Here is a 12808-nt window from a genome sequence, read left to right as displayed (position 1 = left end):
TGCACCGGCGGATCGACCTGCCCGCTCTCCGAACGCGGGAAGAACTCGTACCACGCCCCGTACAGCGCCCGCTCCCGCTCCACCAGCAACGGCAAGGGCTCGGACGACGTCACCAGATCGCGCAGCGGGTGCTCCGCGAGGACGGCGTCCACCTGCGGGGTGAGCGCGGCGGCGAGACGGGAGGCCACGGGACGAGTGGTGTCGCGCAGCGCGTCCACGGCCCCGAGGAGCGTGTCCCTGCTCTTCCTGCCCTTGGTCCCCTTCGGCAGGGCGGCGACCGCCCGCTCGTACAGCAGCGCGCCCTCCTCCAGCACCAGCTCGGTGTCCAGCCCGGCCGGGATCTTGATCCCCGCGTGATGCCGCCAGGTGGTGACCGGGTCCCCCCACGCCTCCACCGTGTACGTCCAGCGGCCCTCCGTGCCGACACTCACCCGGGCACCCCAGCGGTCGGTGCCCGGGGCCAGTTCGCGCATCGGCGTCCACGGCCCGGGACGGCCGTCCGGGCCGCGCAGGACGACATTCGCGGCGACGGCGTCGTGCCCCTCGCGGAAGACCGTGGCCGACACCTCGAACTCCTCGCCCACCACCGCCTTGGCCGGACGGCGCCCGTGCTGCACGACCGGGCGCACATCGAGGACGGGGATGCGTCCGACGGCCGTCGCCGGGGCGACGGCCGGGGCGAGGGGGGTGCCGGGGGAGCCGGGGGTACGGGTGGCGGGGACGACGGTCCTGCCCGCCTTCGGAGTGACCTTGCCCGTCTTCGGGGCGGCCTTGACCTCCTTCGGAGTGACCTTGCCCGCCTTCGGAGCGGTCTTGACCTCCTTCGACGCGGTCTTCCCCGTCCCGGGAACGGACGGCTTGGCCGCTTTCGGAACGGACGACTTGGCCGTCCTGGGAGCGGTCTTGGCCGTCTTGGACCTGGGGGCGGTACCGCGACGGGCGGACGTTCCCGGAGTGGACGCGTCGGGGGACGACGTCTCCGGGGCGGTGGCGGATGCCCCGGAGGAGGTACCGGTGTCCGGGTCGCCGGCGCCGGTGGTGGAGACGGCGCTCGTCGGGCGCGCGCCGGAGCCGGGCGCGCCGGGGGCGGCCGACGGTTTCTCGGGTGCGACGGGTGGGGCAGGCGGACGGGGCCCGGCCTCGGCCGTGCGTGTTCGGGGTGTCTCGGGGGTGGTCGTCGGGGGTGGCGACGTGTGGTGCGTGGCGGGCATGACCGCTCCTGTCCGCGTCAACGTGGGTGGGCGGATGGGGTGTGGGGAGGTGGGGCCTGCGGGCGTACCGGAGGAGCCTTCCCACCCTATGCGGGTGGGCATTCCGGCACTTTGTTAACTACTCACGCGTATGTCTACACACAAGACCGGCCTCGTCCCGGGCAGGCGAGGCCGGTGCGGTGTGGCCGAATCACCCTGGTTGTACCAGCGCCCCACCGGACTCATCCGACACGCAGGAGTCTGTTCGGCGAACCCGTTCCCGCTCCCGACACCTTTCCCGGGACCGCCCGTCTCACCAGCGCCTTCACCACCTGCGCGGGCGCGGCCCGGGGATGGTCCGCCAGATACAGCGCGGCCGCGCCGGCGGCGTGCGGGCTCGCCATCGACGTACCGGAGCTCGTGGCTCTCGCCCTGTCGCCGGTGTACGAAGTCGACGTGATGTCCACCCCCGGCGCGAAGAGGTCGAGCGAGGATCCGGTGTTCGAGAAGCCCGCCCGCGCGTCGGTCCGGCCGGTCGCGCCGACCGTGAGCGCCCCGGCGACCCGGGCCGGGGAGAAGAGCGAGGCCGGCATCCCGGAGTTGCCGGCCGCGACCGTGTACGTCACGCCGGAGGCTATGGAGTTGCGGACGGCCGCGTCGAGCTGGGCGTTGGCGTACCCGCCCAGGCTGAGATTGGCCACGGCCGGCTTCCTCGCGTGCCGGGTGACCCAGTCGATGCCCGCGATCACCTGGGCGGTGGAACCGGCCCCCCTGTCGTCGAGGACGCGGACGGCGACGATCCTGGCCCTCTTGGCCACGCCGTACCCGGTTCCGGCGACCGTTCCGGCGACATGGGTGCCGTGACCGTTGCCGTCCTGTGCCGTCCCGTCGTCGTCGACGAAGTCCCAGCCGTAGCTCGCCCGGCCCCCGAAGTCCCGGTGCGTGATGCGGACGCCGGTGTCGATGACGTAGACGGTCACCCCCGAACCCGCCGACGCGGGTGCCGTGTACCGCCCGTCGAGCGGCCGGCCCGTCTGGTCGATCCGGTCCAGGCCCCACGAGGGAGGGTTCCGCTGGACACGGCCGGACGCCGCACCGGCCACCCGGACCCCGTCGAACGTCACCCGGGTGTCCTGGACGACGGAGGCCACGCGGGGATCCGCGGCGAGCCGCCGGGCCCGTCTCGCGTCGGCCCGCACGGCGAAGCCGTTGAGGGCCGCGCCGTAGGTATGGCTGATTCTCACTCCGTACCGCCCCGCGACGGCCGCGCCGGCCGATGACGGAGCCCGCGTACCCCCCTTGAGCGTCACGATGTAGCTGCCGCTGACGGATCCGGTCTCCCCCACGCCGGACACCCGCCCCGCCGGAGCCGCCTGCGCGGGCGGGGCGTTGGCCGAAAGCACCGCGGCCGTCGTGACCGCGGTGAGACCCGCCGCCCAGCGCAGACGCCACTTCCTCGTCCGTGCCATGACCTGAGTTCCCCTCCTCGACGCGACGTACCGAGGCCGGGTCCGGCCGCTCGGGACGGGGTCCGGCCGTACGCCACCCGGTGAGCCTCTCGTGCGGCGCGAAGCACCACAAGACCGCCCATGCGGGTGGAATCGGCCAACCCGTCGGCGGGGTGTTCGTGAAGGTTGCGTCGATTTCACGCCGATGTCACACGGTCGGCCCCGATCGGGGGCCGTGCCGCGATGCGCCGTGTCGCGAAGGCACCCTCACCGCTAACGTCGTGGTGACGAAGGCCGCACAACGCCGTGCGTCCCTCAGCCGCGTACGTCCTCCGTGAAGGTGGAATTCGTGAAGGCGATCCGCAGATTCACCGTCCGACCCGTTCTCCCCGAAGCCCTTCACCCGCTCAGTGACCTGGCCCGCAACCTCCGCTGGTCCTGGCACGCCGAGACCCGCGACCTCTTCCAGTCCGTCGACCCCGAGCGCTGGGCCGAGTGCGGCGGCGACCCCGTACGACTGCTCGGCAGCGTGCCGGGCGGACGGCTCGCGGAGCTCACCGAGGACAGCCGCTTCCTGCGCCGTCTCGCCGCGGTCCGTGACGACCTGCGCGAGTACGTCGGCGGCGACCGCTGGTACCAGACGCAGACCTCCGACCTGCCCGCCGCCATCGCCTACTTCTCGCCCGAGTTCGGCGTCACCGCCGCCCTGCCGCAGTACTCCGGGGGCCTCGGCATCCTCGCGGGCGACCATCTCAAGGCCGCCAGCGACCTGGGCGTCCCGCTGATCGGCGTGGGCCTGCTCTACCGGCACGGCTACTTCCGCCAGTCCCTGTCCCGCGAGGGCTGGCAGCAGGAGCACTATCCGGTCCTCGACCCCAACGAACTGCCCCTGGTGCCCCTGAGCGAGGAGGACGGCACGCCCGCCCTGGTGTCCCTCGCGCTGCCCGGCGGCCGCGCGCTGCGCGCCCGGATCTGGCTGGCCCAGGTCGGCCGCGTCCCGCTGCTCATGCTCGACTCCGACGTCGAGGAGAACGGCGCCGGCGAACGGGGGGTCACCGACCGGCTCTACGGCGGCGGCAGCGAGCACCGGCTGCTCCAGGAGATGCTGCTCGGTATAGGAGGTGTGCGGGCGGTCCGGACGTACTGCCGCCTGACCGGGCACCCGCAGCCCGAGGTGTTCCACACCAACGAGGGGCACGCCGGGTTCCTCGGTCTGGAGCGGATCGCCGAACTCGCCGACGAGGGGCTGGACTTCGCGTCCGCGCTGGAGGCGGTCAGGGCCGGCACGGTGTTCACCACCCACACCCCGGTGCCCGCCGGCATCGACCGCTTCGACCGGGAGGCGGTCGCCCGCCACTTCGGCCCCGACGCCGAACTCCCGCGCATCGACGTCCAGCGCATCCTCGCCCTCGGCATGGAGACCTATCCCGGAGGCGAGCCGAACCTCTTCAACATGGCCGTGATGGGGCTGCGTCTGGGCCAGCGGGCGAACGGGGTCTCCCTGCTGCACGGCCAGGTCAGCCGGGAGATGTTCTCCGGGCTCTGGCCGGGCTTCGACCCCGAGGAGGTGCCGATCACCTCCGTCACCAACGGCGTCCACGCGCCGACCTGGGTGGCGCCCGAGGTCTTCCGCCTCGGCGCCCGGCAGGTCGGCGCGCAGCGCACCGAGGACGCGCTGACCGTCGGCGGCACCGACCGCTGGGACGCGGTGGCCGAGATCGCCGACCAGGAGATCTGGGACCTGCGCAGGGTGCTGCGGGAACAGCTCGTGCTGGAGGTACGGGACCGGCTGCGGGCGTCCTGGCGCCAGCGCGGCGCCGGAACGGCCGAACTCGGCTGGATCGACGGCGTGCTCGACCCCGACGTCCTCACCATCGGCTTCGCGCGCCGGGTCCCCTCGTACAAACGGCTGACCCTCATGCTGCGCGACCGCGACCGGCTCATGGACCTGATGCTGCACTCCGAGCGGCCGGTCCAGATCGTCGTCGCGGGCAAGGCGCACCCCGCGGACGACGGCGGGAAGCGGCTGATCCAGGAACTCGTCCGGTTCGCGGACGACCCCCGGGTGCGCCACCGGATCGTCTTCCTGCCCGACTACGGCATGGCGATGGCGCAGAAGCTCTACCCGGGCTGCGACATCTGGCTCAACAACCCGCTGCGCCCGCTGGAGGCGTGCGGCACGAGCGGGATGAAGGCCGCGCTCAACGGCTGTCTCAACCTCTCCGTCCTGGACGGCTGGTGGGACGAGTGGTTCCAGCCCGACTTCGGCTGGGCGATCCCGACCGCGGACGGCACCGCGACCGACGACGACCGGCGGGACGAGCTGGAGGCCGGGGCCCTGTACGACCTCCTGGAGCAGCGGGTGGCCCCCCGCTTCTACGAGCGCGGACAGGAGGGTCTGCCCGACCGGTGGATCGAGATGGTCCGCCGGACGCTGACCCACCTCGGCCCGAAGGTCCTGGCGGGCCGGATGGTGCGTGAGTACGTGGAGCGCCTGTACGCCCCCGCGGCCCAGGCCCACCGTTCCCTCACCGCCGAGACGGCCGGCGAGCTGGCCGCCTGGAAGTCGCGGGTCCGCGCCGCCTGGCCGCGGGTCACCGTCGATCACGTCGAGGCGTCCTCGGCCACCACGACCGCCGAACTGGGCACCACGCTGTCGCTGCGCGTTCGCGTGGGCCTCGGCGACCTCGTCCCCGACGACGTGGAGGTCCAGGCGGTCGCGGGCCGGGTCGACGGGGACGACCGCATCGCGGACGCGGTCTGTGTCCCGCTGAAGCCGACCAACGGCCCGGACCTGGAAGGTCGTTGGGCGTACGAGGGTCCGTTGTCCCTCGACCGCACGGGCCCCTTCGGCTACACGGTCCGCATCCTGCCGTCGCACCGCCTGCTGGCCTCCGGCGCGGAAATGGGCCTGCTGGCGGTGCCCTCGGAGGGGACGGGAGAGGGCGCGGGCCTGCTGATGCGGTGACGGACGCCCCGTGACGGGATCTGTCGGCGCCGACCGCCCATATGGTCGGCGCCGGCTTTCTTCTTGCGATTGACTGGTCGGAAACAGGGTGGCCGGAGGGGCGATGTTCCGCACGTTCATCGAGACGGATTCTTTGGAGCGGGCGAGCTCCGGCACGATCTGGGGGAATGTCTGGCACGAGATGGACGGTTTGCATTTTCCGCACCGGGGATGGAACGACATGATCGTGCCGTACGTGACCGCCCTGGCGGAGGGGGTCCGCGAGGCCCTGTCCGGCGGGAAGGCCGAGGTGGACTTCTTCGACGGTCCGCTTGCGGTCGAAATGCTGCCCATGGGGGCAAGGATCCAGATCGTGGCGATCGTGCCGGAAGGGGCTGTCGGCCTCGCTCCGTGCTACACGGGACGCGCCGACTTGGCGGGCGACGTGGTGAAGCAGGGGGAACTGCTGCTCGATGCTTGTGAGCAGCGGGGCTGGAGCCCTGATACCGATGTTCGCCGACTGGGACTCGTCCTGGGGTGGCTGCGCGAAGACCTCCCGCCGGTATGAGGCGGGACAGCCCTCGGCTGTCCCCGCCAGGGGTACCGCGCCGGCCGGGCCGGGACGCCTACTCCTCGAGTCCCGCGCACAGTCGTCGCATCACCGTGCCGCAACGCTGGGCGTAGGCGCGCTGGAGGCCGCGTGTCGCGGCGCCGCCCGCGCGGGCGTACCACTTGGCCGCGCGGCTGAAGGCCGTGATCGTCAGCCAGACGGTGCCGTCGCCGGTGCGGGAGACGACGAAGGCCTCCTCGCCGCTCTCGGGATGACCGGACAGGGTTCCGTAGGCCCATGCGGTGCGCCGGTATTCCTCGGCGGTCCAGACCACGCGGCAGGGGGCCTTGATCAGGCCGATGCCGACCGTGACGTCGACGCCCGGTGCCGCCTTGTCGGCCTCGGTGACCATGCGGATCCCCATGGCCCGGTGCAGTTCCCAGGTCATCAGGGCTTCGGACGCCCGCCGGAACACGGCCTCGCCCTCGCCTATGCGGGAGCGGACGTGCAGTCGGTGGAAGCCCGGGGGGCAGCGGTCCTCGCGGGTCGCGCCCACGTCCTCGTACGTGTAGGGCATGGGGGCAAGAGTAGGGCGGCACCCGGCACGGAACCGTGCCGGGTGCCGCCTCGGTTCGATTACGGTCGCACTAGCTCACGTTGACCGCGGTCCAGGCGGCCGCCACCGTCGCGTACTCGGTGCTGCTGGAGCCGTACAGCGCGGACGCCGCCGACAGGGTGGCCGTGCGGGCGCCCTTGTAGTTCGTCGACGACGTCATGTAGGTCGTCAGCGCCTTGTACCAGATCTGCAGGGCCTTGGCCCGGCCGATGCCGGTGACCGTCGAGCCGTTGTAGGTCGAGGAGCTGTAGCTGACGCCGTTGATCGTCTTCGAACCGCTGCCCTCCGAGAGGAGGTAGAAGAAGTGGTTCGCGACGCCGGACGAGTAGTGCACGTCCTTGCTGCCGACCGTGGAGGACCAGTAGTCCACGGAGCCGCCGTCCTTGCTGGGCTTGTCCATGTAGCGCAGCGGGGTGCCGTTGCCGTTGATGTTGATCTTCTCGCCGATGAGGTAGTCGCCCACGTCGGAGGAGTTCGCCGCGTAGAACTCGACACCGGTGCCGAAGATGTCCGAGGTGGCCTCGTTGAGACCGCCGGACTCGCCCGAGTAGTTGAGTCCCGCGGTGTTGGAGGTGACGCCGTGGCTCATCTCGTGGCCGGCCACGTCCAGCGAGGTCAGCGGGTGCGTGTTGCTCGACCCGTCGCCGTAGGTCATGCAGAAGCAGCTGTCGTCCCAGAACGCGTTGACGTACGCGTTGCCGTAGTGGACGCGCGAGTACGCGGCGACGCCGTTGTTCTTGATGCCGCTGCGGCCGAAGGTGTTCTTGTAGAAGTCCCAGGTCACCTGGGCGCCGTAGGCGGCGTCGGCGGCCGCGGTCTGGTCGGTGGTGGAGCTGGAGGCCGCGCCGGTGCCCCAGACGTCGTCCGCGTCGGTGAACAGCGTGCCCGCCGAGGAGGACGTGGTGTGCGACTTGTTGTACGTCTTGTGGCTGCCGCGGGTACCGTCGGTGAGGCTGTACGTCGAGCCCGACAGGGTCGAGTTGAGGGTCACCGTGCCCGAGTAGAGGGTCTTGCCGGTGCCGGTCTCGATGCCCTGGTACTCGTAGAGCTTCTTGCCGGTGGCCGCGTCGGTGATGACGTGCAGCTCGTTGGGGGTGCCGTCGTCCTGGAGGCCGCCGACGACGGTCTCGTAGGCGAGGGTCGGCTTGCCGCTGGCGGCCCAGATCACCTTGCGGGGGGCCTGGTCGGCGGCGGTCTTGGCGGAGCCGGCGTCCTTGGCGGCGGTCAGTGCCTGCTTCTCGGCCTTGGCGGTGGTGACGAGCGGCTTGAGCGAGGCGACCTTGATGGCCGTCTTGGTCGCCTTCGTCACGCTCTCGCTCTTGCCGGCCTTCTCGTGCACGACGAGGTCGCCGCCGAGGACCGGAAGTCCGTTGTACGTGCGCTCGTAGCGGGTGTGGATCGTGCCGTCGACGTCCTTGACGACGTCTCTGACGACCAGCTTCTCCTTGGCGCCGAGGCCTATGCGCTGGGCCGTCTCCTCCTTGGAGGCGTCGGCCTTCTGGACGAGTGCGGTGCGCGCGGATGCGGAGAGCAGGAGGGGCGCACCGGCGAGGGGGGTGGTCTTGCCGGTGGGGAGAGCCGCCGTCTGGGCGGCGGCACCGGTGGTCAGACCGGTGGCGAGCAGGGCTCCGGCGGCGACAGCGGTGGCGATGGCCAGAGAGGTGCGCTTGTGACGCGCGTAGAGGGGGGTCACGCAAGCTCCTTATGTGGGGGCGTCCGACGGCGTGGGGGCCGAAGAAACGGTTGGGAAGTTGCGGTGCGAGTGAGCCGTGCGGGTGAAGCGTGCCATCCCGGGCGCGTACATGTCAGGAGCCCATAAGGACCTTGGCCGAAAATCGTCGATCGGGTGAACAGTTGGGTTCTCCGGTGCCGGACCGGACGTCGTCAAGGGCGGGTCAAAGCAAACGTCCGTCCGGGCAAAGGAGGGCGCCGCCCCGGGGAGTCGAACCTCCGGGGCGGCGCCCTGGCGCGCTGCTCGCGTGCGGACTTCCGCCGCGGCCTACGGGAAGGTGAGCTTCCAGCTGTTGATGTAGCCGGTGTCCTGGGCCGCCTGGTCCTGGACCTTCAGTTTCCAGGTGCCGTTGGCGACTTCGGAGGACGCGTTGACCGTGTAGGTCGCGTTCACGTTGTCCGCCGAGTCGGACGAGCTGAAGTTCTTCAGGCGGTACGTCGAGCCGTCGGGGGCGACCAGATCGATCACCAGGTCACCGCGCCAGGTGTGCACGATGTCCACGGCCACCGCGAGGTTCGACGGGGCGTTGCCGGTACGGCCGCTGACCGTGACCGAGGAGGTGACCGCCGCGCCGTTGTCCGGAATCGACACGTCGGCCGTGTTCTCGAACGACGTACCGCCACCGCCGCCACCGCCGGGACGCGTCCCGACGTTCACGGCCGCCCAGGCGTTCTGCACCGCGGTGTACTCGGCGCTCGTCGTGCCGTACAGCTCACCCGTCGCCGCGAGCGTGCCGGTGCGGGCCGCCGCGTAGTTGGTGGTCGAGGTGAACTTGGTGGTGAGCGCGCGGTACCAGATCGCCAGCGCCTTGTCGCGGCCGATGCCGGTGACCGGAAGCCCGTCGGAGGTGGGCGAGTTGTAGCTGACGCCGTTGACGACCTTGGCGCCGCTGCCCTCGCTCAGCAGGTAGAAGAAGTGGTTGGCGATACCCGACGAGTAGTGCACGTCGACGTTGCCGACCCCCGAGTACCAGGAGTCCTTGGAGCCGCCGTCCTTGCTCGGCTTGTCCATGTAGCGCAGCGGGGTGCCGTCGCCGTTGATGTCGATCTTCTCGCCGACGAGGTAGTCGCCCACGTCGGTCGAGTTGCCCGCGTAGAACTCCACGCCGGCGGCGAAGATGTCGGACGTCGCCTCGTTCAGACCGCCGGACTCGCCGGAGTAGTTGAGGTTCGCGGTGTTGGAGGTGACGCCGTGGCTCATCTCGTGGGCCGCGACATCCAGCGAGGTCAGCGCGTGTGTGTTGCCCGAGCCGTCGCCGTAGGTCATGCAGAAGCAGCTGTCGTCCCAGAACGCGTTGACGTACGCGTTGCCGTAGTGGACGCGCGAGTAGGCGCCCACGCCGTTGTTCTTGATGCCGCTGCGGCCGAAGACGTTCTTGTAGAAGTCCCAGGTCTCCGCGGCGCCGTAGTGCGCGTCTGCGCCGGCCGTGGCGGCGTTCGACCCGGCGCCGTTGCCCCAGGTGTCGCTCGTCTGGGAGAACAGCGTGCCGGTGCCCGACGTCCCGCGGTTCAGGTTGTACGTCTTGTGGGCGCCGCGCGCACCGTCGTTCAGCGTGTAGGTGGAGCCCGACTGCGTGGTCGTCAGGGTCACCTGGCCGCTGTACTGGGTGTTGCCGATGCCGTTCTTGATGCCCTGGTACTCGTAGAGCTTCTTGCCGGTGGCCGCGTCGGTGATGACGTGCAGCTCGTTGGGGGTGCCGTCGTCCTGGAGGCCGCCGACGACGGTCTCGTAGGCGAGGGTCGGCTTGCCGCTGGCGGCCCAGATCACCTTGCGGGGGGCCTGGTCGGCGGCGGTCTTGGCGGAGCCGGCGTCCTTGGCGGCGGACAGCGCCTGCTTCTCCGCCGTCGCGGCGGCGATCGCGGGCTTGAGGGTGGCGACCTTCAGGGACGCCTTCGTCGCCTTGTAGACGTGCCCGGTCTTCCCGGACCTGGAGGTGTCGACGACCAGGTCGCCGCCGAGGACCGGCAGTCCTTCGTACGTCCGCTCGTAGCGGGTGTGGACGGTGCCGTCGGCGTCCTTCATGACGTCACGGGCGACGAGGTTCTCACCGGAGCCGAGACCCAGGTCCCGGGCGGTCGTGGCCTTGGCCGCGTCGGCGTCGCGTATCAGCTCGGCGCGTTGTGACGCGGTGAGCTTCATGGAGACGGCGCCCGGGTTGCCCCCGCCGGCCCGGGGGGCCTGCTCGGGGGAGGCGCTCGCGGCGCCCGACTGGACGGCCGCGGCCAGCAGGGCGGTGACGCCCACGAGGGCGACACCGGCGACGCGGCGCTTGGTGATGTGGGAGGTGCGTCTGTGGGGAGAACTGCTGCTCAACACTGACTCCTTCTGCATGGCCGCGGGTCGCGCGGCCAGGGGAGACCGGACGATGGAGTACCCCGTCCGGGCAGAACTGGGCGTTACGCGGAACCAGGTGCATGGGGTCGTACGGCACAACACAGCGGGGTTTGCTGTGAGGTTGCTGTGAAGTTGCCGAGGGAAGAGTGGCAGGAGATAACCCTTTCTGTCAGGACCGCGTCACAAAAATGGCCGGAAACGGTTCGTTGTCCGGTTAGTCATGTTCGGTATACGGACTGTCCTTCGGGTGTTCGTCCCGGGGTGAACGGGGTGAACGGGGTGAACGGCGGGACGGTGCGGCGGTGTGACGGTGTTTCGGCCAACGCCTCGGGGTGCCCCGGCGCGAGACCCCGGCCCGGCGGCGCGTACCGCCAGATGACCGGCCCGCCGTCAGCAACGGAATGAAGCCCAGACCCTTTCGGGGGCTTTCCGGCACGTCCGCTCGCCCGCCTCCCGCCGCTGCGGTTTGAGTGATCCCCGACATTCCGGTCCGTGCCCGGCGCCCCCGACCGGGCGAGGCGGTGCGATCCGGACAGGTACACCCGCAGGAGGTTTGGTGAGAAGGTCACATTGGTGTGCGAGCCTGGCGGCACTGGGAGGCCTGACCGGCTCTCTGATGCTCGGCGCCTCCCTCCCGTCCGCGGCGGCCGCCCATCCCGGCGACAGCCGTGCGGCCGACACCGTCCACGTCCTGTCCGCCACCCCGGGGCCGAAGCCGGCCCCCGGGCACGTGAAGCCGGCGGACGGGCAGGGCGGCTCCGGCTCCTCGCGCGTGTGCCGGGGGCTCGTGCCGGATCCCGTCCCGCCGAGGCTGCGACGCCTCTTCTTCTGCGGTGACTGGCGGCTGGGCCCCCGCCGGCTGCCGACCAGGGGCGAGCTGGGGAACATCCTCGACCGCTACGAACGCCTCGGCCGTCTCACCGCCGTGAAGTTCCTCGACAAGTGGTGGGACCCCACCGCCGACTCGGGCCAGGGCGACTGGCGTTACCCGCCGGACGACGGCTACACCCACCGGAACGGGGCGGTGCTCGCCGCCCCGCTGGTGCTCCACGCCGGCCTGAGGCTCGACCGCTTCGGCAGCGAGGCGGGCCGCTTCCTCGCCCCGGAGGGCACCAAGTACGGCAAGCGCGTCATCCCGCCGTCGAGCCTCAACACCATGGACCCGCGGTACCCGTACAACTACCACACCTACCGGCTGGCCAAGGACGTGACGGTCTGCGCGGGCAAGACCGCCCCCGGGTTCGAGCAGCCCGGCCTCGGCACCCAGTACGTGACGTCGAGCCGGTTCTGCCCGGACATCCCCCGCACCACGGTGGCGGACCTCGTGAGCAACGGCACGCTGGTGCGCACCAACGACTGACCCGCCCCCCTCACGGTGGCACACGTACGCGCGCGGAAGCCGGTCCCGGCGACGACCGGGCCGGCTCCGCCCGGGGAAGGCGGAGCGCATGGACCGGTTCGCGCTGTGCCGGGCCCTCGAAGAGGCCGGGGTCCCCGCCACGTCGTACGAGATCGCGGACTGTCCCGGTCGCCACCACGCGGCCGACCGCTACTTCCTCGACGGTCACGACGGGGACTGGACCGTGGGCGTCCACGAGCGGGGGACCCGCCAGGTCTTCGAGCGGTTCGCCGACGAGGGTGAGGCCTGCCGGTGGATCCACGACCGGCTCCTCGGCGGGGAACCGTCTCCCGCGGACCCCGCGCCCGCGCCCGGAGAGCCGGCCGGTCCGGGGCCCGATCCCGAGGCCCTGCGACGACAGGCCGACGACGACCTCGAAGCGGCCCTCGCCGAGCTGCGCCGCCGGGCGGCCGGGACGCCCGGCCGGGAGCACCCCGGAAAGCCCGCGGAAGGAGACGGCCCCGCGTAGGGGTGCCGGGCGCCGGGACCGGGCGGGAACGGCCGGACAGACCCCGCCGCGCACCGGCCCGTCCGCCGTGGGGCGACCGGCACGGGAGGGAGCGCGGGACGGACCGGCATGCAACGGACCGGC

9 protein-coding genes are annotated in these 12808 nt (G+C 71.4%); 4 read left to right on the top strand and 5 right to left on the bottom strand.

Annotation, left to right across the window (positions count from 1 at the left end; all coding sequences use genetic code 11):
• Positions 1–1211 (bottom strand): maltotransferase domain-containing protein (locus tag ACFYW9_RS39300; RefSeq protein ID WP_389159830.1); only part of this gene is annotated, 1211 nt, incomplete at its 3' end.
• Between the two features lie 221 nt (positions 1212–1432).
• Positions 1433–2659: a S8 family peptidase gene (locus ACFYW9_RS39295; protein ID WP_389159829.1), complete on the bottom strand. Its 1227-nt coding sequence runs from the start codon at positions 2657–2659 to the stop codon at positions 1433–1435.
• Between the two features lie 328 nt (positions 2660–2987).
• Here ACFYW9_RS39295 and ACFYW9_RS39290 point away from each other — a divergent pair, with 328 nt between their 5' ends.
• Both ACFYW9_RS39290 and ACFYW9_RS39285 read left to right on the top strand, forming a co-directional pair.
• Positions 2988–5606 (top strand): glycosyltransferase family 1 protein, encoded by a 2619-nt coding sequence (locus tag ACFYW9_RS39290; RefSeq protein WP_351872273.1) that lies wholly within the window; start codon positions 2988–2990, stop codon positions 5604–5606.
• 103 nt (positions 5607–5709) lie between these two features.
• Positions 5710–6153: a hypothetical protein gene (locus tag ACFYW9_RS39285; RefSeq protein ID WP_389159828.1), complete on the top strand. Its 444-nt coding sequence runs from the start codon at positions 5710–5712 to the stop codon at positions 6151–6153.
• Positions 6154–6211: 58 nt separating this feature from the next.
• Here the strand turns inward: ACFYW9_RS39285 and ACFYW9_RS39280 are convergent, their stop codons facing one another.
• The 3 genes from ACFYW9_RS39280 to ACFYW9_RS39270 form a co-directional block, all read right to left on the bottom strand.
• Positions 6212–6712: a DUF1990 family protein gene (locus ACFYW9_RS39280; RefSeq protein WP_389159827.1), complete on the bottom strand. Its 501-nt coding sequence runs from the start codon at positions 6710–6712 to the stop codon at positions 6212–6214.
• 70 nt (positions 6713–6782) lie between these two features.
• Positions 6783–8444, bottom strand: a complete 1662-nt coding sequence (locus tag ACFYW9_RS39275) for a M4 family metallopeptidase (RefSeq protein ID WP_389159826.1) — start codon at positions 8442–8444, stop codon at positions 6783–6785.
• 306 nt (positions 8445–8750) lie between these two features.
• Positions 8751–10814, bottom strand: a complete 2064-nt coding sequence (locus tag ACFYW9_RS39270; RefSeq protein WP_389159825.1) for a M4 family metallopeptidase — start codon at positions 10812–10814, stop codon at positions 8751–8753.
• 559 nt (positions 10815–11373) lie between these two features.
• Between ACFYW9_RS39270 and ACFYW9_RS39265 the strand changes: the two genes are divergently transcribed.
• Positions 11374–12177: a TNT domain-containing protein gene (locus tag ACFYW9_RS39265; protein WP_389159824.1), complete on the top strand. Its 804-nt coding sequence runs from the start codon at positions 11374–11376 to the stop codon at positions 12175–12177.
• Positions 12178–12265: 88 nt separating this feature from the next.
• Complete coding sequence (locus tag ACFYW9_RS39260; protein WP_389159823.1) at positions 12266–12685, top strand: hypothetical protein; 420 nt, start codon at positions 12266–12268, stop codon at positions 12683–12685.
• The last annotated feature ends 123 nt before the right edge of the window (positions 12686–12808 follow it).

Origin of the sequence: Streptomyces sp. NPDC002698, from assembly GCF_042888945.1 — a bacterium.
Taxonomy (GTDB): Bacteria; Actinomycetota; Actinomycetes; order Streptomycetales; family Streptomycetaceae; genus Streptomyces.
This window is presented reverse-complemented; position numbering and strand designations above follow the sequence as displayed.